Origin of the sequence: Saccharopolyspora erythraea NRRL 2338, from assembly GCF_000062885.1 — a bacterium.
GTDB lineage: Bacteria > Actinomycetota > Actinomycetes > Mycobacteriales > Pseudonocardiaceae > Saccharopolyspora_D > Saccharopolyspora_D erythraea.
The window spans coordinates 6440407-6462920 of the sequence record NC_009142.1; the positions used below are offsets into that span (position 1 = coordinate 6440407).

Annotated in this window: 16 protein-coding genes; 6 read left to right on the forward strand and 10 right to left on the reverse strand. The window is 71.5% G+C overall.

From position 1 onward, the window contains the following. Window positions 1-361: 361 nt before the first annotated feature. The gene (locus SACE_RS27485) at window positions 362-601 is read right to left on the reverse strand and encodes a hypothetical protein (RefSeq protein WP_009948094.1); all 240 of its coding nucleotides are present in this window, start codon (window positions 599-601) and stop codon (window positions 362-364) included. A 736-nt stretch (window positions 602-1337) separates the two neighbouring features. Continuing rightward, the gene (locus tag SACE_RS27490; RefSeq protein ID WP_231849807.1) at window positions 1338-4130 is read right to left on the reverse strand and encodes an arabinosyltransferase domain-containing protein; all 2793 of its coding nucleotides are present in this window, start codon (window positions 4128-4130) and stop codon (window positions 1338-1340) included. Window positions 4131-4282: 152 nt separating this feature from the next. Between SACE_RS27490 and SACE_RS38590 the strand changes: the two genes are divergently transcribed. Then, entirely contained in the window at window positions 4283-6643 is a 2361-nt protein-coding gene (locus SACE_RS38590) for a helicase C-terminal domain-containing protein (protein WP_009948091.1), read from the forward strand. 4 nt (window positions 6644-6647) lie between these two features. Here the strand turns inward: SACE_RS38590 and SACE_RS27500 are convergent, their stop codons facing one another. Next, on the reverse strand, window positions 6648-6857 hold the full coding sequence (locus SACE_RS27500) for a hypothetical protein (RefSeq protein WP_009948090.1): 210 nt from the start codon (window positions 6855-6857) through the stop codon (window positions 6648-6650). 3 nt (window positions 6858-6860) lie between these two features. Further along, window positions 6861-7163 (reverse strand): hypothetical protein, encoded by a 303-nt coding sequence (locus SACE_RS27505; RefSeq protein ID WP_009948089.1) that lies wholly within the window; start codon window positions 7161-7163, stop codon window positions 6861-6863. A gap of 327 nt (window positions 7164-7490) precedes the next feature. Between SACE_RS27505 and SACE_RS27510 the strand changes: the two genes are divergently transcribed. Further along, window positions 7491-8366, forward strand: a complete 876-nt coding sequence (locus SACE_RS27510; protein ID WP_009948088.1) for a helix-turn-helix domain-containing protein — start codon at window positions 7491-7493, stop codon at window positions 8364-8366. Between the two features lie 20 nt (window positions 8367-8386). Continuing rightward, window positions 8387-8605 carry a DUF397 domain-containing protein gene (locus tag SACE_RS27515; RefSeq protein WP_009948087.1) on the forward strand — a complete coding sequence of 73 codons (219 nt, stop codon included), beginning with the start codon at window positions 8387-8389 and terminating at the stop codon, window positions 8603-8605. A gap of 50 nt (window positions 8606-8655) precedes the next feature. Here the strand turns inward: SACE_RS27515 and SACE_RS27520 are convergent, their stop codons facing one another. Then, window positions 8656-10158: a glutamate synthase subunit beta gene (locus SACE_RS27520; protein ID WP_009948086.1), complete on the reverse strand. Its 1503-nt coding sequence runs from the start codon at window positions 10156-10158 to the stop codon at window positions 8656-8658. Continuing rightward, a complete protein-coding gene (gene gltB, locus SACE_RS27525) occupies window positions 10151-14701 on the reverse strand; it encodes a glutamate synthase large subunit (RefSeq protein ID WP_009948085.1) in 4551 nt (1516 codons plus the stop codon). The genes SACE_RS27520 and gltB overlap by 8 nt, the downstream gene beginning before the upstream one ends. 580 nt (window positions 14702-15281) lie before the next feature. On the opposite strand from gltB, the gene SACE_RS27530 reads away from it, so the two are divergent. The 3 genes from SACE_RS27530 to SACE_RS27540 are packed head-to-tail and all read left to right on the forward strand — an operon-like array spanning window position 15282 to window position 18030. Beyond that, window positions 15282-16226, forward strand: a complete 945-nt coding sequence (locus tag SACE_RS27530; protein ID WP_009948084.1) for an ABC transporter substrate-binding protein — start codon at window positions 15282-15284, stop codon at window positions 16224-16226. After that, the gene (locus SACE_RS27535) at window positions 16226-17260 is read left to right on the forward strand and encodes a FecCD family ABC transporter permease (protein ID WP_009948083.1); all 1035 of its coding nucleotides are present in this window, start codon (window positions 16226-16228) and stop codon (window positions 17258-17260) included. Before SACE_RS27530 ends, SACE_RS27535 begins: the two co-directional genes overlap by 1 nt. Next, on the forward strand, window positions 17257-18030 hold the full coding sequence (locus tag SACE_RS27540; RefSeq protein ID WP_009948082.1) for an ABC transporter ATP-binding protein: 774 nt from the start codon (window positions 17257-17259) through the stop codon (window positions 18028-18030). Before SACE_RS27535 ends, SACE_RS27540 begins: the two co-directional genes overlap by 4 nt. A gap of 111 nt (window positions 18031-18141) precedes the next feature. Here SACE_RS27540 and lgt read toward each other — a convergent pair whose 3' ends face one another. From lgt to trpB, 4 genes are all read right to left on the reverse strand, one after another. Further along, entirely contained in the window at window positions 18142-19242 is a 1101-nt protein-coding gene (gene lgt, locus SACE_RS27545; RefSeq protein WP_011874824.1) for a prolipoprotein diacylglyceryl transferase, read from the reverse strand. A 247-nt stretch (window positions 19243-19489) separates the two neighbouring features. Next, window positions 19490-19840 (reverse strand): hypothetical protein, encoded by a 351-nt coding sequence (locus tag SACE_RS27550; RefSeq protein ID WP_011874825.1) that lies wholly within the window; start codon window positions 19838-19840, stop codon window positions 19490-19492. A 598-nt stretch (window positions 19841-20438) separates the two neighbouring features. Further along, the gene (gene trpA, locus SACE_RS27555; protein ID WP_009948078.1) at window positions 20439-21233 is read right to left on the reverse strand and encodes a tryptophan synthase subunit alpha; all 795 of its coding nucleotides are present in this window, start codon (window positions 21231-21233) and stop codon (window positions 20439-20441) included. Beyond that, on the reverse strand, window positions 21230-22507 hold the full coding sequence (gene trpB / locus SACE_RS27560; RefSeq protein WP_009948077.1) for a tryptophan synthase subunit beta: 1278 nt from the start codon (window positions 22505-22507) through the stop codon (window positions 21230-21232). The genes trpA and trpB overlap by 4 nt, the downstream gene beginning before the upstream one ends. Between the last annotated feature and the right edge of the window lie 7 nt (window positions 22508-22514).

Sequence of the window (22514 nt, forward strand, 5' to 3'; positions counted from 1 at the left end):
GTTCAGGACCGCGGGATCGGGCGCTTCTCGGACGCGAGGCGTTCGAGGGGCGCGACCGCGCGCGTCGGATCAGGAAAGGCGGCGGTCTCGTCGCGCATCCGCCGGCCGCCGGGGGCCACCGCGCGCCGGCGACGTTCGGCGCAAGCGCGCCGCGGTCATCCGGCCGTGTCGGCCAGGCTCGGCGGAGACGGTGCGGCCCCCTCACCCAGGCGCTGGAACGCGATGAGCGAGGGGGCCGGGGACGAGGCTTAGCGCCAGGGTCGCTGATCAAATCTCACGAACAAGTCGACGACCCCACACAAAGCACGTCGCGGATCCGGACCAGGTCAGGGAAAGATGCCCTTCACCTCGTAGTCCGCCATCAATTCCTGACGCTGACGACCAGCTGGTACTTCCCGTCGTCGTTCCAGTCGTCGCACATGGCGCCGCCGACGTTGGGATTCTCGTTGACCTCGGCCAGGCGCTTGGAGCACTCCTCCTGGGTGAGGTTCTTGGCCCAGACCTCGTTGTGCCACCCCTCGGCGAGTGCGTTGCCCGCGCCCAGCACGGACACTCCGGCGGCGCACAGCACCAGGGTCGTGGCGATCTTCTTCAGTCGCATAACCGTTCCTCTCCAACTCGGAATCTCCTCCGCCGGGGCGTTGGTGACCGCCCCCGCGGTTTCTGTGCCCGTAAGACGTCCCGGTCCGGCTCCGGTTGCGCCGCGGGTTCACCAATGCCCGAACAGGAAACCGGCCTTCCCGAAGGGGCAGCGCCAGTCAGCAGCGCGTCGGCTCGCCGCGGTGACCCGACGAGCGCCTCGCCGCAGGGGATCAGGCACGGTTCCTGGTGGACACGCTCGTGATCGGCCATCGGTCGCGCTCCTCGAATGTGGAAATTCGTCGCCGCGACGCAGATCGCGGCCACGACACCGGCGAGCACCATCCTCAGCCGGGGGATTTCTTCCTCCACCGCCGAATGACGCCCTTCCGTCATTTTCAGACGCCAGGGTGTACAGGCCGTCCCGTTGCACCGTGCCCTCCCAGGCATAGGTGATGGCGCCGGCCGTGCAGAACGGGTTTCCGATGGCGTGCTCGGCGCGGATCACGGCCCTGAAATCGGTCGTCGCCTCCGGCGCCGGCTGATCACGGTCGGAGTGGGAACGGTGCGGACGCGTGTCGTGGCAGCCGTCGTGGTCCCGGCGACCTGCCCCGACGGGAGAGTCTCCCGGACGCGGTCGGTCGGCGGAGTTCCATGGGCTGTTCTCGCCGGAGGAGCGCTCAGAACTGGGCGACGTAGTCGATGGCGGCGCCAGTTCGCGGCAGGCGAGCGCCAGTTCCCGGCCCGCGGGCCACTCCTTACTCCTCCAGGTCGAGGCCGGGGACACTCGCGCGGCCGTCGCGGTGCCAGCCCGGCACGGTCCTCGTTTCCCTCGTCGGGTGCAGAGGGCGTTCAAGCACGTCCCAGCGGTACAGGCGGGCAACCTCCCGCGCCGGTTCGTCGCGGAGGTAGACCGGCAATTGCCGCTCGCGCACGAGCGTGCGCGCCGTGGCGAAGGGGCCGCCCGTGGCGAGGTCGTAGGTGATGTGGGCGGAGCCGTCCATGCTCGGCGGCGCGACCCGCCAGCCCGGTGGTTCGGCCGTGCCGTCGGCGAGTGACGCCGGGCGCAGGCAGGGGAACAGCAACGCCACCGGCCAGTCGAGCACCGCCGCGGTGCCGGTCGGCAGCAGCTCGGTCATCGGGGTGAGCCTCGGAGCACGTGGCGGGCGCACCGCGCCCAGCACGCGCACGACGTCGGCGCCCGCCGGCACCGCCAGCCGGACCTCCGCGCCCCGCGAAGGAGCGACGCGCTCCGTGGCCACGACAACGTGTTCCGCGGTGGCGAACACCGCCCTGACCTCGCCGCTGGTTCCGAAGACCACCGGCAGGCGGCCGTCGCGCTGCTCGTCGGCCAACCGGTACCAACCGTCTCCGAGTGCGGGGAGCAATCCCCGCGACGGGTCGGCCTCGACCGCGAGCACGTCAGCCAGCCCGCAGGTCGAGCCGCGCAGTGCGGCGGCGCTGTCCGCGGCGAACGTGTAGCCGCGTCCGGTCAGGCTCGCGCGCGCGAACGATCCGACTGTCAGCGACACCGTCGCCGCGACCAGCAGCACCGCCACCAGGGCCGGCGACGGTACACCGCGCGGCCAGCCGGGCCGACCGCCCGAGCGCCACGCCGCGGCCAGCGCCAGCACACCGGCGATTCCGAGCCCGCAGACCACGACGACGTCGGCGAGTCGCACGCCCGCGACCGCCGGCGCCATCGAGTTCCACGTCAGTCCGTGGTCGGAGACCCATGGCCACTTGTTCCACCCCGCCAGCACCACACCCGAAACGAGCGCGACGGCGGTGAGGCCGAGCACCAGCTCCCGGACGTCGCGGCCGGCCCGCCGACGCCACGCGTGCACGGACAGCACCAGGACGGCGGTGCCGACCCCGGCGAGGACGCCGAAGTGCTGGGTCCACTTGGTGGGGCTGAAGATCAGCACACCGAAGCACAGCGCGGTCGTCGCCGTGATGCGGACGGACGCCGCGCGGGCGACACCGGGCGGACGGCCGCGCAGCGCCCACCCGAGCAGTCCGAGCAGGGTCAGCAGCACCGGCGCGCGGCGGGCCAGCGCGCCCTGGAACGTCCCGGGTTCGAGCAGGCGGGCGTAGCGGACGTACTCCTGGAACCAAGGCAGGTCCCCGCCGACCAGCTTGCGGACCCGGATCGCCTCGACCACCGCCGCGAAGCTCTGGTCGGCGAACATCGGCAGCAGCACGGATGCGGTCGCCGCAGCGATGACCGCGACAGGTCCCGCCACCGCGGCACCTCCGGCGACGGTCGCAGCCCCCAAGGCCGCGCGCAGGTTGCGCAGCAGGGCAGGAGCGGCGACCACGACCGGCGCGAACGCCATCACGCCGTAGGGCGTGAGCGCGGTGGTCGCCCCGGCGACCACGAGCGCGACGGCGAACGGCCGGACGGCACGCGCCGCGACGGCGCGGTCCACCAGGCACAAGACCGCGAGCACACCGACCGCGGCCCACGGTTCGGGCCGCAGTCCGAGGTTGAACGGGAGCCACCAAGCCGCGAACAGCAGTGCGGCCGACCACGGCACCGCGCGGCTCCGCGCGAACCGGCCCAAGCGCGGGATCACGAAGCGCGACAACAGGATCCAGCACACCAGACCGAGCAGTGCGGACGGCACGCGAAGCCACAGCGGCGCGGTGGAGACCTGCGCCCACAGGTGGTGGACCTCGTAGAACCAGCCGAACGGGGCCTCCGGGGCGTTGAGCCAGCGGTAGGCGTTGCCGACGAAGCCGTTCTCGCCGCGGCCGCGCACGATGCCCGCGATGTAGCCGTCGTCGACCGTGACCGGACCGATCAACGCCCACGTGCCCAGCGTCGCTGCCACGGCGCAGTCGACCAACCGCGGCCGCCGATTCGCCCTCCCGCGCACCCGCCGGCCCGCGGGCAGCGCCACGAGCATGCACAGGAGCGCGAGCACGCAGCCGGCGCCGAGCGCGGTCTTCAGCCTGCTCGCGGTGGTCTGGAAGCGGGTGTCGGCGACGAGGTCGACGCTGATGCCCTCCGGCGTCGGGACCTGGGTGAAGATCCCCGACACCGCGGGCCGGACGTCACCCCGCACCGCCGCCATCGGCCGTCCGTCGAGGCGCAGCTCGGTGCGCTCGGGGTCGGAGGTCAGCGTCCAGCCGCACTCCCCCGGGGGCAACGGTGCTTCGGCGACGTGCGTGCCGTAGCTGGTGGCGCGCAGGAGGTCCCCGGTCACCTCGACGCGCAGCGCGGGCAGCGCGTCCGAGGTCGGCGGTGCGGTCGCCAGCACCGTGCCGTCGCCGCCGAGCCGCTCGATCGCCGCGCACGACCAGGACGCCCGCAGGCTCACCGGCTGGTACGGCATCAACGGAACCGCCGACGCCCCCGGTTCGCCCGGCCAGTGGTAGCTGATGACGGGTTGGTGCACCGGCGCGAACGGGAAGGCGACCGCGCACAGCAGCGCCACTGCGGCCGAGCCCCCGGCCAGAACCGCGCGGAGCCGCGCGCGCCGCCCTCCGGACGGCACCGACGGCACATTTTCCCGCTCTGGCAACGAAACCCGGGGCATCGACATCGGGTCAGGCTAGCCAGGTGCAGAGATCCCCGATCGTGTTAACCCGAGGAGCGAATTCGTCGTGCCCGTGACCGAGGAGCCGCGCTCGGGTGTCCCGGGGAGCGACGGGGACAACTGGACCGCCTCGGGAGACAGGATGGCAGCATGTCGGCATGCCTTCCGGTTTCGTCAAGTGGCTGAGGTCCCTGAGTCCCAGCGACCTCGCAGACCTCCTGCGGTCCCGGCCGGACTGTGCCTCGCCGCCACCAGGCTCGATCGACCAACTCGGCAACCGGCTCAACACGCCGTATTCGATCCAGATGGCGCTCGACGAGCTGGACCGGGAATGTCACGACGTCCTCTCGGGGGTGGTGCTCTCCGGGGATGGCAGCACGATCGAGGAGCTGGCACAGGCGCACGGGGTCGAGAGCACCTCGGACCTCGACCGCGGCTTGGCGGTCCTGCGGCGCAATGCTCTGGTTTGGCCCGGCGTGGACGGCGCCTTGCACCTCGCAGGGCCACTGCGGGGCTCGCTCGGCGCGCTCGGCCTCGGCCGCGGCCTGCAAACCCTGCTCAAGCCGTTTCCCGCCGATGAGCTCGGCTCGATCGCCGAAAACCTTGGACTCCGCAAGGGCAAGCGCAAGCAGCAGACCCTCGACGCGATCGAGGCATTCCTCTCCGATCCGGCCGAGGTCGCGGGCCTGTTGGCCCAAGCTCCGGCCGAGTGCCGCGAGATCGCCGAGAAGACCGCGTGGCACGGCCCCAACTGCGATCCGTTCCGCGGGACGCCTGCGGAGCGGGTGGCAGATCCGGTGTCGTGGCTGGTGACGCGAGCGCTACTGGTCCCGGTGGACCGATTCCACGTCCACGGTCCTTTCGAGATGCCCCGTGAGGTGGCGTTGGCGTTGCGCGGGGCCGACTACCACGCCCCGCTTCGCAAGCGACCGGACCTGCCGAAGGCCTCGGACGCCGGTACCGACGTGGTGGACCGGACTGCCGCGGTCGCGGCGGGCCGGTTCGTGGCGGGAGCCGCACGGTTGCTGGAGCACTGCGCGAAGACTTCCGTGTCACCGCTGAAGTCCGGCGGTGTCGGCGTTCGTGTCCTGAGCCAGTTGGGCAGGGCTCTTCACGCCGACGAACGCGAAGTCAGGCTGTGGCTGGAAGCGGCGGCGGGTGCCGAGCTGCTGTCGATCGACGGAGACGGGCACATCGTGCCTGCCGACAGCGCGGAGGAATGGCAGACCAGCGACCCCGCTGACCAGTACGCCGCGCTGGTCTCAGCGTGGTGGTGGCTGCCAGGCACACCGACGATGACGTACCTGGAGGACAAGCCCGGACCGGCGCTGGCGGGCGTGTCCGATGACATCGACCGCACACTCCGCCACGACCTGCTGGGGCAGCTCGCCGAAATTCCGGACGGGCACGCGGTGACCTCCACCGATGAGATCGACTCGCTGCTTGCCTGGCTGCGACCGGCGTTGTACGGCGACACCGAGAACATCGCCGCCCCGGCGAAGGTGACCTGGGCGGAGTGCGATGCCGCGGGCGTCACCGCCTCCGGCGCGCTGTCGTCGCTGGGCAGGTCGCTGCTGGCCGAGGACGGCGAACAGCTTCGCGCCGAGGCCGCACGACTGCTGCCCGCCGCGCAGCGATCCGCCGTGTTGCAGGCGGATCTGACCGCCGTGGTCCGGGGCACCCCGGACGCGAAGCTGACCCGGTCGCTTGATCTGCTGGCCGACCTGGAACGCCGGGACACCGCGTCCACCTGGCGGTTCTCGCCGTCCTCGATCCGGCGGGCATTCGACCAGGGCTGGACGGCCGGCGACGTGGTGGCCGAACTGGAGAGGATCTCGGACTCGACGATCCCGCAGCCGTTGCGTTACCTGATCGACGACGTCGCCCGTCGCTTCGGCGAGCTGAAGGTGACCACGGTGAAGTGCTGCGTCGTCGGGGACGAGGCCCTGCTCGCCGAGGTGAGCAGGCACAAGGCACTGGCGCCGCTGAACCTCCGGACGCTCGCGCCTACCGTGCTCGCCTCGGGCAAGGCGGCATCCGAGACGTTGGACAAGCTTCGCGCGGCGGGATACTCGCCGGTCCAGCAGGACGGCAACGGCAGCGTGCGGCTCGAACGCCACGCGGGCAAGCGCGGCGACAGCCGCAGCCGCAACCTCGCCCGGCCGCGACGAGCCGCCATCCCTCAGCGTGCCGAGCCGGACTTCGACCTGATCGCCAAGGCGCTGGTCAAGGGCACCGAGCCGCCACAGCCCGCGATCACGGGCCTGACGTCCCGGATCGATGAGTTGACCCACGAAGCGACACAGCTCGGTCCGGGCGAGATCCACGTTCTCGCGGACGCGCTTGCCCGCGAGAGCGCGGTGCACATCGAGTATGTCGACCAGACCGGGAAGCGCACCAGCCGTCCGGTCACACCGATCGACCTCGACCAGCGCTGGCTCGTCGCCTGGTGTCACATGCGCGACGACGAGAGGAACTTCCGCCTGGAGCGCATTCGGTCGGTGACCGCCATCGGATGACGGGTCAGCACTCCTGACGCAGGATTTCGGTGCAGTCCGGGCACGACGGCGAAGTGATCCAGTCCATCTCGGACGTTCGTGCCAATGGCACCTGCTGCCCGCACACGGTCGTCGCCGACGGCTCCCCTTCCCAGCGGCGGCCCCGGAAGGCGTGCCGGACGCCGCCGGGAGCGGTGGTGTGCTGGATCGGCTGCCAGAAGTGCCGGTTCGCCACGGGTCAGCTCCTCGGTGAAGCGGCGTGCTCGTCCAGCAGCGCCCAGCGCGCGGCCAGGTAGACGCGGCACGGCGACTTGGGACGTCGCCAAGGCTGCTGCCAGCGCCACAGAATCCGGGAACAGGCCGGGCATTCTCCGGAATCGTCCGGCTCGTGCTGCTCCATGAGAGTCCGCACGGCGGCGACCAGGTTCGGCATCTCAGTGCGGGCGGTCTCGCACACCGCGTGATCCTCACCGTGCCACGCGATGTCCGCCAGCATGTCGAGCCGACGGCGCAAGGATTCGTTGAGGTCTTTCAGGAACATGGACACCTGCCAGGGATTCGGAGGACGGGAGCCGCGCGGTCCGGCGCTGGGAGAGGTACCGGACCGCGCGGCACGCGGCGCGCGGTCGTGAGCTGGAGCCTCACTCGGGGTCACCGCACGCCGGCGGATGGCCACACCGCCGGGGGAGGAAGAACGGCGAAGCCAGCCGATCGGGGGATCTCCGGTTCACAGAGCCAACTTCGCTACGGTTTGGACGTACACCGCGTGCATCTCTTGGCCTTGCTCACCGGCAGGACCAAGATTAAGACCGTAAGTCAATTCTGTACATACACCTTTCTGGTGATGCTTCTGCTCGGAAGGACGGCGATGTCAACGCACTCCAGCTCCATCACCATGCAGCAACGCCAGCTCGGCAACGAGCTGCGCAAGCTCCGCGAGGCGGCCGGGATCACCCAGGAAGTTGCCTCCGAGCACCTGGGCAAGGCGCACAACAAGATCAGCCGCGTGGAGACCGCCAAGGTCGGGATCTCCGGCCTGGAGCTGGAAGCCCTGCTGTCGCTGTACAAGGCCAGCCCGAAGGACAAGGTGTGGTGCCGCGAACTCGCCAAGGGCGCCCGCCGCCGACGCGGTCGCCCGAAGGAGGCGACGCTCTACCGCGGGCCGAGGTGGTTCCGCGCGTTCCGCGACTTCGAGCAGAGCGCGACCGAGGTCATGATGGTCGGCTCGGAGGTACTGCCGGGAATCCTGCAGACCGAGGAGTACACGCGCAGCATCTTCGCCGGTCGCGGCGACGACCCGAACGGCAAGGACGTCGAGGACCACGTCCGCATTCGCAAGGAGCGGCAGGAACTGCTGACTCGCGAGGAAGCGTCGCACTTCTCGTTCGTGCTCAGCGAATCCGCGCTGCGGCGACAGATCGGCGATCCCGCGACCATGGCCGAGCAGCTCGACTACCTCGCGGAGGTCGCGCTACTGACCAACATCAACATCCAGGTCATCCCGTTCGACAAGCTGTCGTACGACGCAGTCGGCTCAGACTTCGTGATCTTCCGCTTCGACGACGACACCAGCACCGACATCGTCTACATCGAGATCTACGGCGACGCCATCTACATCGACAAGCCAGCGGAGGCGGTGCGCCGCTACAACGAGCTGCTGAGCAGGCTGTACGGCATTGCCTTGGGGCCGGTCGAATCGCGTAACTTCATCCGTGAGCTGGCAAGCCAGCTCGCTGGGAGATGAGCGAGGAAGGACTGAGCCGTATGGCCAACTCAGGCATCGACTGGGCAGACGTCCGATTCATCAAGTCGTCGTACAGCACCAACGACGGCGGCAACTGCGTCGAGATGGGCAGGCGCGCGAGCGTCATCGGCATCAGGGACTCGAAGCTGGCCTCCGCGAGCCCGGTGCTGGAGTTCCCCGCCACCGCGTTCCGCGCCTTCCTGACCGACGTCAAGGCAGGCACGTTCCGGTCCGCATGAGGTGAGCCGCGGGTGGCGGTCCGAGAGGCCGGACCGCCACCCACGGCAGCTCACACGACAGCCAGCGGCAGCGCGGTGGGGTGCACCGGCGAGGGGAGCTGCGAGTCGCCCATCAGATGGGCGTCGACGGCGTTGGCCACCGAGCGGCCCTCCGCGATGGCCCACACCACGAGCGAGGCGCCCCGGTGGGCGTCACCGCAGACGAAGACGCCGGGGGCGCTGGTCTCCCAGTTCGACCCGCACCCGATGGTGCCCTTCTTCGTCAGCTCGATGCCGAGCCCGTCGAGCAGGTCCATGTGCTCGACGCCCTCGAAGCCGATCGCCAGCAGCGCCAGGTCGCACGGCAGCTCCTCGACCTCGTCGGACACCGGCACGACCTGCCTGCGCCCGTCGACGCGCTCGACCTTCACCTGCCGCAGCCGCACGGCCCGCACGTTGCCCTCGTCGTCGCCGACGAACTCCTCCACCGCCACCGCGAACTTGCGCTCGCCGGCCTCCTCGTGCGCGGGGTAGGTGCGCAGGATGTAGGGCCAGGTCGGCCACGGCGAGATGTCGTCGTCACGGCTGGTCGGCGGCTGCGGGTAGTTGTCGAGCTGGGTCACGCTCAGCGCGCCCTGCCGGTTGGCGGTGCCGTAGCAGTCGGCACCGGTGTCGCCGCCGCCGATGATGATGACGTGCTTGCCCTCCGCCGAGATCGACGTCGGACCGTCGCCCTCGCACTCCTTGTTGGCCGGGACCAGGTGCTCCATCGCCAGGTGCACGCCGTTCAGCTCGCGCCCGCCCACGTTGCGGTCGTCGCGACCGCGCAGCGCACCGACGGCGAGCACGACGGCGTCGTAGCCGGCGCGCAGCTCCTCCACCGTGAGGTCGACGCCGACCTCGCAGCCGGTGATGAACTTCGTGCCCTCCGAACGCATCTGCGCCAGGCGCCGGTCCAGGACGGACTTCTCCATCTTGAACTCGGGGATGCCGTAGCGCAGCAGCCCGCCGATGCGGTCGTCACGCTCGAAGACGGTCACCTCGTGCCCGGCGCGGGTGAGCTGCTGGGCCGCGGCCAGCCCGCCCGGCCCGGAGCCGACGACCGCGACCCGCTTGCCGGTGGCCAGCTCGGCGAGCTGCGGCTCGACGTAGTCGTTCTCCCAGCTCACCTCCGCGATGGCCTCCTCGACCCGCTTGATGGCCACCGGACCACCGGCGTCGGGCGAGATCGACAGCACGCAGCCCGCCTCGCACGGCGCCGGGCACAGCTTGCCGGTGAACTCCGGGAAGTTGTTGGTCGCATGCAGCCGCTCGGACGCCTGGTCCCACTGGCCGCGGCGGACCATGTTGTTCCACTCCGGGATCAGGTTGCCCAGCGGGCACCCCGCCGAGCCGGAGTGGCAGAACGGGATTCCGCAGTCCATGCAGCGGGCCGCCTGCCTGGAGGTCTCGGCCTTGCGGTCCTCGGTGGACAGCGAGGCGTAGACCTCGTACCAGTCGCCCAGCCGCTCGTCGGCGGGACGCTTCGGCGCGTCGGCCCGGGAGTACTTGAGAAAGCCCTGCGGGTCAGCCACGGGAAGCCTCCATGATCGCCTCGTCGACGTCGCGGCCCTCGGCCCTGGCCAGCCGCATGGCCTCCAGGACGCGCTGGTAGTCGCGGGGCATCACCTTGGTGAACGCCGCGGAGCGCCGCGGCCAGTCGCCCAGCAGCGAGGCCGCGACCGTCGAGCCGGTCAGTTCGTGGTGCCGCCGCACGATCTCGTGCAGCCACTTCAGGTCCTTGGCGCTGGGCCGTTCCAGGTCCACCATCGCGGTGTTGACCCGAACCGGGTCCAGGTCGAGCACGAAGGCGGTACCGCCGGACATCCCGGCCGCGACGTTGCGCCCGGTGCCGCCCAGCACCACCGCCGCGCCGCCGGTCATGTACTCGAAGGCGTGGTCGCCCGCGCCCTCGGCGACCAGGGTCGCGCCGGAGTTGCGGACGCAGAACCGCTCGCCGACCTTGCCGCGCAGGAAGACCTCGCCGCTGGTGGCGCCGTAGCCGATCACGTTGCCCGCGATGACCTGGTCCTCGGCGGCGAACGAGGAGTCCGGGTGCGGGCGCACCACGATCCGGCCGCCCGACAGGCCCTTGCCGACGTAGTCGTTGGCGTCGCCGACCAGGTCCAGTGTGACCCCCGACGGCAGGAACGCGCCCAGCGACTGCCCGGCCGAGCCGTCCAGCTCGACGTGGATCGTGTCGTCGGGCAGGCCCTCCCCGCCGTAGCGGCGGGTGACCTCGGCGCCCAGCAACGTGCCGACGGTGCGGTTGACGTTGCGCACCGGCAGCTGCAACCGCAGCGGGTGGGCGTCCTCCAGCCCGGCCTCGGCGAGCTGGATCAGGGTGCGATCCAGCGCCAGGTCCAGGCCGTGGTCCTGCTCGCGCACCCGGCGCCGCACCGGCGAGTACGGGGTCTCGGGCACCGCGAACACCGGACCGAGGTCCAGGCCGCGGCCCTTCCAGTTCTCCACCGCCTCGTCGGTGCGCAGCGCCTCGACCTGGCCGATCGCCTCGTCGAGCGTGCGGAAGCCCAGCTGGGCCAGGTACTCGCGCACCTCCTGGGCGATGAACTCGAAGAAGTTCACCACGTGGTCGGCCTGGCCGGTGTAGCGCTTGCGCAGCTCCGGGTTCTGGGTGGCGACCCCGACCGGGCAGGTGTCGAGGTGGCAGACGCGCATCATGATGCAGCCCTCGACCACCAGCGGCGCGGTGGCGAAGCCGTACTCCTCGGCGCCCAGCAGCGCCGCGATGACCACGTCGCGGCCGGTCTTCATGCCGCCGTCGACCTGCACCGTGATGCGGTCGCGCAGACCGTTGAGCAGCAGCGTCTGCTGGGTCTCGGCCAGCCCGATCTCCCAGGGCGTGCCCGCGTGCTTCAGCGACGTCAGCGGCGCAGCACCGGTGCCGCCGTCGTGACCGGAGATGAGCACGACGTCGGCGTGGGCCTTGCTCACGCCCGCCGCGACCGTGCCGACGCCGACCGAGCTGACCAGCTTGACGTGCACCCGCGCCTGGTCGTTGGCGTTCTTCAGGTCGTGGATGAGCTGGGCGAGGTCCTCGATCGAGTAGATGTCGTGGTGCGGCGGCGGCGAGATCAGCCCGACGCCCGGCGTGGAGTGCCGGGTCTTGGCGATCCACGGGTAGACCTTGTGCGCCGGGAGCTGGCCGCCCTCGCCGGGCTTGGCGCCCTGGGCCATCTTGATCTGGATGTCGCTGGCGTTGACCAGGTACTCGCTGGTGACGCCGAAGCGGCCGGAGGCGACCTGCTTGATGCCCGAGCGGCGCTCGGGGTCGTAGAGCCGGTCGGCGTCCTCGCCGCCCTCGCCGGAGTTGGACACCCCGCCGATGCGGTTCATCGCGATCGCCAGCGTCTCGTGCGCCTCGGCGGAGATGGCGCCGTAGCTCATGCCCCCGGTGGCGAAGCGCTTCATGATCTCCGAGGCCGGCTCGACCTCGTCGATGTCGATCGGCTCGCGATTGCTCCGCAGCCCGAACAGGCCGCGCAGCGTGCCGCCCTCGGTGGCCAGACGGTCGCATTCGGCCGTGTACTTGCGGAACACGTCGTAGCGGCGGGTCTTGGTGGCGTGCTGGAGCAGGAACACCGTCTCCGGCGTGAACAGGTGCAGCTCGCCCTCGCGGCGGTAGGAGTACTCGCCGCCGCTCTCCAGCCTGCGGTGCACCCGCGCGGCCGGGTTGTCCGGGTAGGCGCGGCGGTGCCGCTGCGCGACCTCCTCGGCCAGCACGTCCAGCCCGACGCCGCCGAGCTTGGAGGTGGTGCCGCGGAAGTAGGAGTCCACGAGCTCCTGCGACAGCCCGACGGCCTCGAAGACCTGGGCGGCGGTGTAGGCGCCGACGGTGGAGATGCCCATCTTGGACATCACCTTCAGCACGCCCTTGACCAGCGCCTGCACGTAGTTGCCGATCGCCACCCGCGGCCGGATGCCGCTGATCTGGCCGGTGGCGATCATGTCCTCGATCGCCTCGAAGGCCAGGTACGGGTTGACCGCGGCGGCACCGTAGCCGAGCAGCGCGGCGATGTGGTGGACCTCGCGGGCGTCACCGCTCTCGACCACCAGCGCGACCCGCAGCCGCTCCTTGGTCCGCACCAGGTGGTGGTGCACCGCCGACACCAGCAGCAGCGACGGGATCGGCGCCATCCGGTGGTCGGAGTCGCGGTCGGAGAGCACCAGCACGCGCGCCCCGGCGGCGATTGCCTCCGACGCCTCCTGGCGGACCCGCTCGATCGCCTCCTCCAGCGCCGCGCCGCCACCGTCCACTTCGTACAGTCCGGACAGGACGGTGCAGGCGAACCCCGGAAGGTTGCCGTCGGTGTTGATGTGGATGAGCTTGGCCAGCTCGTCGTTGTCGATCACCGGCGCGGGCAGCACCACGTGCCGGCACGACGCCGCCGACGGCTCCAGCAGGTTCTGCTCGGGGCCCATCACCCGCGCCACCGAGGTGACGATCTCCTCGCGGATGGCGTCCAGCGGCGGGTTGGTGACCTGCGCGAAACCCTGCACGAAGTAGTCGTAGAGCAAACGCGAGCGCTTCGAGAGCGCGGCGGGCGGGGTGTCCGAGCCCATCGACCCCAGCGGCTCGGCGCCCTTCTGCGCCATCGGCGCCAGCAGCAGCGCCAGCTCCTCCTCGGTGTAGCCGAAGGTGAGCTCGCGGCGCACCACCGACTCGTGGCTCTGCACGACGTGCTCGCGGTCGGGCAGGCTGTCGAGGTTGAGCAGCCCGGCGTGCAGCCACTCGTCGTAGGCGTGCGAGCCGGCCAGCTCGGACTTGATCTCCTCGTCGTCGACGATGCGGCCCTGCTCGGTGTCGACCAGGAACATCCGGCCGGGCTGCAGGCGGCCCTTGGCCACGACCTCCTCCGGCTTGAGGTTGAGCACGCCGGACTCGCTGGCCAGCACCACCCGGTCGTCGGCGGTCTGCCACCAGCGCGCCGGACGCAGGCCGTTGCGGTCCAGCACCGCGCCGACCAGGCTGCCGTCGGTGAAGGTCACGCACGCCGGGCCGTCCCACGGCTCCATCAGGCTGGCGTGGAACTGGTAGAAGGCCTTGCGGGCCGGGTCCATCTCGGCGTGGTTCTCCCACGCCTCCGGGATCATCATCAGCACCGCGTGCGGCAGGCTGCGCCCGCCCAGGTGCAGCAGCTCGAGCACCTCGTCGAACGACGCGGAGTCCGAGCCGTCCTCCGAGCAGATCGGGTACAGCCGCGAGAGGTCGCCGGGGATCAGGTCCGAGGCCAGCAGCGCCTCGCGGGAGCGCATCCGGTTGCGGTTGCCGCGGATGGTGTTGATCTCGCCGTTGTGGGCCACGAACCGGAACGGGTGGGCCAGCGGCCACGACGGGAAGGTGTTGGTCGAGAACCGGCTGTGCACCAGGGCGATGGCGCTGGTGAACCGTTCGTCGCCCAGGTCAGGGAAGAAGGCGGGCAGCTGCTCGGTGGTCAGCATCCCCTTGTAGACCATGGTCCGGCTCGAAAGCGACGGGAAGTACAGCTCCATGCCCTCGCGGGAGGCCTCCCGCTCGGCGCGCTTGCGCAGGCAGAACGCCAGCCGGTCCAGCTCGGCGCCGACTCGGCCGTCCTCGGCGGCCACCAGCAGCGTGCTGAAGTGCGGCATGCAGCCCAGCGCGGTCTGGCCGACCCCGGCGGCCTCCGGCGCGATCGGCACCGCGCGCCAGCCGAGGACCCGCAGGCCCTCCTCGCCCGCGATCCGCTCGACCAGCTCCACCGCGCGGGCACGCTCGCCCGCGTCGGCGGGCAGGAAGGTCATACCGGCCGCGTAGCGCTGCTGCCCGGACTCGTCGGGCTCCGGCAGCCGCACCCCTGCCTCGGCCCGCAGCAGCTCGTCGGGGAGCTGGAGCAGGATGCCCGCACCGTCACCGCTGGTGGGTTCGGCGCCCGCGGCGCCGCGGTGTTCGAGATTCGCCAACGCGGTCAGGGCATCGGTGACGATGCCGTGCGAACGCCGGCCGCGGATGTCGGCGACCATGGCGACACCACAGGAATCCTGTTCCGCGGCGGGGTCGTAGAGACCCTGCCGGGCGGGAATGGCAGAGAAGACCACTGCGCAGACCTCCCTAGTCGTACCGCGTGCTCAAGTCAGGTGAGACTTCGACTTCTGGGCACGGGACGACGCTGGCCCGCTCATGACCATCCGGAGATCGCAAGAGGTCCGGGCGGAATGAGTCGCCCGTCGCATCCGGAGTTGTTCAAAATACTTTAACAGTCAAGATACCCAGAAGCAGCACTCTGGGAGTGATGCTGACCATCTTGTCCGCACCGGCATCCTTCGGTTAACCGAGGAGTCGCCGGCACACCGGTTTGCACACTTCGTCACCAAATCTAACCGCTGCGTCGCGATCCGCACAGCCCCAGTGCGCCAGGACACCCCCGCTGGGACGTGCCCGTCGATCGTTTACTGATATCTTTCCAGCTCAGGGTAGCCGTGGTCGGGTGCCCGCGGACGCCAGCGGAAGCGAAACCCGGTGCGAACCCGGTGCTGTGCCGCAACTGTGATGGTCCCGGCGCAGCCCGGGGCCGAGCCAGGCCGCCTTGCGCGTGGCGTCGATGTCCGCCACTCCCGGTGCAGGGGTGCGACGTCGGCCCCCCGGCGTCGGACCGCACCGGCCGAACCGAGGGAAGTCATGACCGGGTTCCGCCGCCTCGCCGCGTTGCTGCTCGCCGCGCTCGCCCTGCTCGCCGGGGCCACAGCCTGCGCCACCCGTCCCCCGGCCGCCGACCCGCCCGGCCCGGTCGACGACCCGGCTTCGGCGTTCCCGGCGAAGGTGCAGATCCCCGGCCAGGAACCCGTGACGCTGCCCCAGCAGCCCAAGCGCATCGTCTCCCTCTCGCCCACCGCCACCGAGACCCTCTACGCCGTGGGCGCGGGCGACCAGGTCGTGGCCGTGGACCAGTTCTCCGACTTCCCCGCGCAGGCGCCGCGCACCGAGCTGTCGGCGCTGAACTCCGACGCGGCCGCCATCGGCGGGCAGAACCCCGACCTGGTGATCGCGCCGGACAACGCGACCGAGCTCGCCGAGGGCCTGCGCGCGCTCGACGTGCCGGTGCTGCTGACCCCGGCGCCCGCGAGCCTGGACGACGCCTACCGCCAGATCGAGGTCATCGGCCAGGCGACCGGGCACACCAAGGCCGCCAAGGACCTCGCCGGACGGATGCGTTCGGACATCGAACGCCTGGTGGAGTCGACCCCCAAGCCCCCGCGCCCGCTGACCTACTACCACGAGGTCAGCCCCGACCACTACACCGCGACCTCGCAGAGCTTCGTCGGCAGCGTCTACGCGCGGTTCGGCCTCATCAACATCGCCGACCCGGCGGGCGGGCCGTTCCCGCAGCTGTCCGAGGAGCACATCGTGCAGGCCAACCCGGACCTGATCTTCCTGGCCGACACCAAGTGCTGCCAGGTCACCGCCGCCGCGGTCGCCGCGCGCCCGGGCTGGAACGCGCTGACCGCCGTCCGGGAGGGCCGCGTCGTCGAGCTGGACGACGACACCGCCGGGCGCTGGGGCCCGCGCGTGGTCGACCTGGTCCGCTCGATCAGCGAGGCCGTGAAGAAGACGCAGCACGGCTGATGCCCGTCACCGCGTTGCCGCGCACGCGGCTGCGCCCGTCCCACCTCCTGCTCGGCATCGCGGCCCTGCTGCTGTGCGTGCTGCTGGCGGTGCTCACCGGTGCCGCCGAGCTCGGCTGGCAGCGGGTGCTCGGCGAGCTGGTGGCGCAGGTCACCGGCGGCGTCTCCCCGCTGTCGGAGCGCGAGGCGGCGATCCTGTGGCAGCTCAGGGTGCCGCGGGTGGTGCTGGGCGCGCTGGTCGGCGCGGCGCTGGCGGTCTCCGGCGCGGCCTTCCAGGGCGTGTTCCGCAACCCGCTGGCCGACCCCTACCTGCTGGGCTCGGCCGCCGGCGCCGGGCTCGCGGTCACCACCGTCATCGCCGTCGCGCCGGAGCTGGCCGGCGGCATGTCGGTGCCGCTGCAGGTCGCGGCCTTCGCCGGAGCGCTCGGCGGGGTCGGGCTGACCTGGGCGGTGGGCCGGGTCTCCGGCGCCGACGCGGCCACGCTCGTGCTCGCGGGTGTCGCGGTGGGCGCGTTCCTCACCGCCGGGCAGACCTTCGTCCAGCAGCTGCGCCTGGAGTCGCTGGAGCAGGTCTACATGTGGATCCTCGGCAGGCTGACCACCACCGGCTGGCGGGAGGTGCTGCTGGTGCTGCCCTACCTCGCGGTCGCGGTGGTCGTGCTGTGCCTGTGCGGGCGGCTGCTGGACCTGCTGGGCACCGGCGACGAGGAGGCCGCGGCGCTGGGCGTGCGCCCGGGCCGGGTGCGCGCGCTGGTGCTGGTCGCGGCGTCGCTTGCCACCGCGGCGGCGGTGTCGGTGGCCGGGCTGATCGGTTTCGTCGGACTCGTGGTGCCGCACCTGGTGCGGCTGGCCGCGGGCAGCGGCTACCGGGTGATCGTGCCGCTGTCGCTGCTGTTCGGCGGCGCGTTCCTGGTGCTGGCCGACATGCTCGCGCGCACCGTGATGGCGCCCGCCGAGCTGCCCATCGGCGTCATCACCGCGTTCACCGGAGCGCCGTTCTTCGCCGTGCTCCTCTACGCCAGGAGGACCGCTTGAGCAGCCTCCAGACCCACGGCCTCTCGGCCGGGTACCGCCGCACCACGGTCGTCTCCGACGTGTCGGTCACCGTGGACAGCGGCGGCTGGCTTGGCATCATCGGCCCCAACGGCTCCGGCAAGTCCACCCTGCTCAAGGCGGTGGCGGGGCTGGTGCGGCACGAGGGGCGCGTGGTGGTCGACGGCCGCGCGGTGGCCGGGCTGCGCCGCCGCGAACGCGCGCGGCTGGTCGGCTACGCCCCGCAGATCCCGCAGTTGCCGGTCGGCATGACCGTCACCGACTACGTGCTGCTCGGCCGGACGCCGCACCTGGGGCCGCTGGGGCGGGAGGGCGCCAGGGACCTGGAGGTCGTCGGCGGCTTCCTGGAGCGGCTGGACCTCGACCGGCTCGCCGACCGGCAGCTGGCGACCCTCTCCGGCGGCGAACGCCAGCGCACCGTGCTGGCCCGCGCCCTGGCGCAGCAGGCGGGCGTGCTGCTGCTCGACGAGCCCACGACCGGACTCGACGTCGGACACGCGCAGGCGCTGCTGGACCTGGTCGACGAACTGCGACGGGAGCTCGGCACCACGGTCGTCATGACGCTGCACGACCTGACGCTGGCCGCGCAGTACGCGGAGCGGCTGCTGCTGCTCGACGGCGGCCGGGTCGCCGCCGAGGGCACCCCTGGCGAGGTCCTGACCCCTGCGACGCTCTCCGAGCGCTACACGGCGCGCGTCACCGTCCTGCACACGCCCGACGGCAGCCCCGTCATCGCCCCGGTCCGCGGCTGAGAGGCCCCGCGGCGACCCGCACGCGCCACCTCTTGACCGCCCCGGCGTGTCCCGGCGGGCAGGCTCGCCACCGAAGCCGCGCGCCGCGCCGCGGCTCCGCCGCTCGCGGCGCTAGCTCCGGCTCTCGCCGTCGCCGTTGGCGCGCTGCGCCTCCGCCTCCGGCTGCCCGCTCCCGGCCTCCGGCCGGTCGCGCTGCGCCTCCGCCTCGGCGGCGTCCGCGCCGCCGGCCCGCCGCTCGCCGTCCGCGGCTTCGCCGCCGGCGGTCTCCTCCGAGGCCGCGGCGTCGTCGGACCGAGCCTCCGGCTCGTCCTCCTCGCCCGGCCTCGGCTTGCCGAGCAGCCGCGCCGGGTCCTCCCGCTTGCCGCGCACGACCAGCAGGTAGACCACGGCGAGGGCGAAGACGAGGACCGAGGTGAAGACGTTGATCCGGATGCCGAACAGCGGCGTGGCCTCGTCGGTGCGCATCAGCTCGATCCAGAACCGGCCCGCGGTGTACCCGGCGACGTAGAGCGCGAAGACGCGGCCCCGGCCCATCCGGAACTGGCGGTCGGCCCACACGATGAGCAGGCAGACGCCGACGTTCCACAGCAGCTCGTAGAGGAAGGTCGGGTGCACGACCGCGATCGGGTTGTGGTCGGCGGCGACTCCGGCGATCGGGTCGGAGAGGCCGGTCGCCGGGTCGATGCGCCGGTAGATCTCCAGGCCCCAGGGCAGCGTGGTCGGGCCGCCGTAGAGCTCCTGGTTGAACCAGTTGCCGAGGCGGCCGATCGCCTGGGCGAGCACGAGACCGGGCGCGACCGCGTCGGCGAACGCGGGCAGCGGGACGCCGCGGCGGCGGCAGCCGATCCAGGCGCCGACGGCGCCGAGGGCGACCGCGCCCCAGATACCGAGGCCGCCTTCCCAGACCTTGAGGGCGTCCAGCGGGTTGCGGTCCGGCCCGAAGTATTTGTGCCAGTCGGTGGCCACGTGGTAGAGCCGACCGCCCACCAGGCCGAACGGCACCGCGAACACCGCGATGTCGACGACCGTGCCCTTGCGGCCTCCGCGGGCGACCCAGCGCCGGTCGCCCCACAGGATCGCCACGACGATGCCTGCGATGATGCACAGCGCGTACGCGCGCAGGGGGAACGGGCCGACGTACCAGACCCCCTGGTCGGGGCTGGGGATGTTGGCCAGGAAGGCCGTCGCCGATGCGGGAACCGGGGCAGTCACGTCCCCAACCGTATCTGGCGCCCGGGTGGCGGCGGACGGTGGACCGGCCTAGCCGATAGCCAGTCGTGACCCCGGTGACCTGCCGATGACGCGCACGCGGCGATTGCGGAAACAGAACCGCGACCGGGCCGCCGCGGTGGGCAATCCAATCGAGTCATTTCCGGACGCGACCCGGGCAATCACATCCCGCACAAACGCCGGTTGCCTGCCTCCCCGCGGGAAACAGGCAACCGGGAATGGCGTTCGATCAGTGGTGGAACCCGAAGCGGTGGTCGTGCTTGTGGTGGTCGTGCTTGTCGTGGTCGTGGTGCCCGGTGCCCCACTTGGCGCGGTCGCACGCGTTGGTGGCGTGCCACGGGGCCACGTGGAGGTCGAGCAGCTTGTTCTTGCACTCCTCCCACCACTTGGCCTCGCCGGCCTCGCACGCCCACTTGAACGGGCGGTGCTTCTCGCCCCACACGTCGTAGTGCTCGGTGGCCAGGTAGTCGAGGCAGTGGGCAACCCTGGCCTGGGCCGGGGCCGCGAGGCCCAGCAGCATGCCGCCCGCGAAAGCAGTGCTGACCACGCCCGCGCACACCTTGCGCATAATCGAACTCATGGAGCTTCCTTTCTCGACCATCCCGAAATGGCATTGCGTCCATGATGTTGCGCCCGAAATTGCATGATCGCCATTACGCGGCGACCTGATCAACGGCATTTCGGTGAAAATCGGCGCTGAAACAACTTCGAATATGACCGGCCGCAGACGAAATTGTTCACACTTCGGTTTCCGGTGCACCCGAACATGCAGTCGCGGAACCCGGCGCGAACACGGTGAGTCGGCGTTCGCTCCCTCCACGGGAGGAAGAGTGGTCACCCTGAGGGTTGGACATTCCCCGGCAGAGGCTGAGGCGGGAAACGCACTCACCGGTAACCATCCCGGAGCGGCGTCGCGTCGAGGCGCGCTGAACAGGCGCAGTGACGTAGGCACAGGATCGCGCACCCGCGCACTGACGTAGGCGCACGAGTCGCACACCGCGCGCCTGCCGTCGGCGCAGGAGTCGCACACGCGCGCGCGCACTGCCGTCAGCGCATCAGCACACCGCGTGTCCGAAGCTCCGCACATGCGTCCACGAAGATCTGCCCACCGTGTGCCGCAGGCCTGCACACTCACCGATCACGGGCCGGCAGCCCTCCGGCCGCCGTTCCCGGTGGGGTCAGCGGGCGCGAACGCCCCTGGCCAGCTCCGAGGCCAGTGCCCGCACGCCCTCGACGCCCTCTCGCTCGGCGCGGTCGACGAACGCCGAGCCGACGATGACGCCGTCGGCGAAGCCGGCGACCTGCGCGGCGTGCTCGCCCGAGCGCACGCCCAGACCGACGCCGATCGGCAGGTCGGTGTAGGCGCGGGTGCGCTTGACCAGCCCCTCCGCCGCGGCGCCGACGGACTCGCGCGCGCCCGTCACGCCCATCACCGAGGCCGCGTAGACGAACCCGGTGGTCGCCTTGGTGGTCATCGCCAGCCGCTGCTCGGTCGACGACGGCGCCACCAGGAAGATCCGGTCGATGCCGTGCTCGTCGGTGGCCGCGATCCAGTCCTCGGCCTCGTCCGGCACCAGGTCCGGGGTGATGACCCCGAGCCCGCCCGCGGCCTTGAGGTCGCGGGCGAAGGCGTCCACGCCGTAGTGGTGCACCGGGTTCCAGTAGGTCATCACCGCGGCGTTGCCGCCGCCGGAGGCGACCGAGGAAACGACGTCGAACAGGTCGCGCACCCGGAAGCCGGCGCGCCGCGCCCGGTCGCTGGCGGCCTGGATGGTCGGGCCGTCGATCACCGGGTCGGAGAACGGCAGGCCGACCTCGACGATGTCGCAGCCCGGCTCGTCACCGGTGCCCGACAGCATCGCGTCGAACAGCTCCTTCGAGCCCTCCACGGTCGGGTAACCGGCCGGGAGGTAGCCGATGAGCGCCGCGCGCCCCTCCTGCTTGCAGGAAGCGAAAACGTCGTGGAGGCTCACCGGGCCTTCTCCTGTTCCGCCTCGTCGACGAGGCCGAAGTACTTCGCGGCGGTGTCCATGTCCTTGTCGCCGCGACCGGACAGGCTCACCAGGATGACCGCCTCCGGGCCGAGCTCCTTGCCGAGCTCGATCGCGCCGGCCAGGGCGTGCGCGGACTCGATCGCCGGGATGATGCCCTCGGTGCGCGAGAGCAGCTGGAAGGCCTGCATCGCCTCGTCGTCGGTGACCGCGCGGTACTCGGCGCGGCCGGAGTCCTTGAGGTAGGAGTGCTCCGGCCCGACGCCGGGGTAGTCCAGGCCCGCCGAGATCGAGTACGCCTCGGTGATCTGGCCGTCGTCGTCCTGCAGCAGGTACGAGCGCGCTCCGTGCAGCGTCCCGGGGGTGCCCTGGGTCAGGGTCGCGCCGTGCTCGCCGCTGTCCAGGCCGTGGCCCGCGGGCTCGAACCCGACCAGCCGCACGTCCGGGTCGTCGATGAAGCCGTGGAAGATGCCGATGGCGTTGGAGCCGCCGCCCACGCACGCGGCGACGACGTCGGGCAGCCTGCCGGTCAGCGCCAGCGCCTGCTCGCGGGCCTCCTCGCCGATGACCCGGTGGAAGTTGCGGACCATGACCGGGAACGGGTGCGCGCCGGCCGCGGTGCCCAGCAGGTAGTGGGTGTCCTCGACGTTGGTGACCCAGTCGCGCAGCGCCTCGTTGATCGCGTCCTTGAGGGTGGCCGAACCGGCGGCGACCGGGATGACCTCGGCGCCGAGCAGCCGCATCCGGGCCACGTTGAGCGCCTGGCGCTTGGTGTCGACCTCGCCCATGTAGATGACGCATTCGAGGCCGAGCAGCGCGCACGCGGTCGCCGTGGCGACGCCGTGCTGGCCGGCACCGGTCTCGGCGATCACCCGGTGCTTGCCCATCCGCTTGACCAGCAGCGCCTGCCCGAGCACGTTGTTGATCTTGTGCGAGCCGGTGTGGTTGAGGTCCTCGCGCTTGAGCAGGATCCGCGCGCCGCCCGCGTGCTCGGAGAAGCGCTCGGCCTCGGTCAGCAGCGAGGGCCGCCCCGCGTAGTCGCGCAGCAGGCGGGCCAGCTCGTCGACGTACTCCGGGTCGTGCTGGGCCTTCTCGTACTCGGCGGCCAGCTCGTCCTGGGCGGCGATCAGCGCCTCCGGCATGAACCGGCCGCCGTAGGGTCCGAAGTGCCCGCGCTCGTCCGGGTCGTGGCCTTCCGGCACGGGTTTGCCCGGGCGGTGGGCGTGCGCGGTGTCCGCGCCGCTTGCGGGTGTCATCACTGCT

Excerpts from the sequence above, each read along its gene's own strand:
- SACE_RS27485 (WP_009948094.1), bottom strand. The coding sequence starts at position 601 with ATGCGACTGAAGAAGATCGCCACGACCCTGGTGCTGTGCGCCGCCGGA.
- SACE_RS27490 (WP_231849807.1), bottom strand. The coding sequence starts at position 4,130 with ATGTCGATGCCCCGGGTTTCGTTGCCAGAGCGGGAAAATGTGCCGTCG.
- SACE_RS38590 (WP_009948091.1), top strand. The coding sequence starts at position 4,283 with ATGCCTTCCGGTTTCGTCAAGTGGCTGAGGTCCCTGAGTCCCAGCGAC.
- SACE_RS27505 (WP_009948089.1), bottom strand. The coding sequence starts at position 7,163 with ATGTTCCTGAAAGACCTCAACGAATCCTTGCGCCGTCGGCTCGACATG.
- SACE_RS27510 (WP_009948088.1), top strand. The coding sequence starts at position 7,491 with ATGTCAACGCACTCCAGCTCCATCACCATGCAGCAACGCCAGCTCGGC.
- SACE_RS27515 (WP_009948087.1), top strand. The coding sequence starts at position 8,387 with ATGGCCAACTCAGGCATCGACTGGGCAGACGTCCGATTCATCAAGTCG.
- SACE_RS27530 (WP_009948084.1), top strand. The coding sequence starts at position 15,282 with ATGACCGGGTTCCGCCGCCTCGCCGCGTTGCTGCTCGCCGCGCTCGCC.
- SACE_RS27535 (WP_009948083.1), top strand. The coding sequence starts at position 16,226 with ATGCCCGTCACCGCGTTGCCGCGCACGCGGCTGCGCCCGTCCCACCTC.
- SACE_RS27550 (WP_011874825.1), bottom strand. The coding sequence starts at position 19,840 with ATGAGTTCGATTATGCGCAAGGTGTGCGCGGGCGTGGTCAGCACTGCT.
- trpB (WP_009948077.1), bottom strand. The coding sequence starts at position 22,507 with ATGACACCCGCAAGCGGCGCGGACACCGCGCACGCCCACCGCCCGGGC.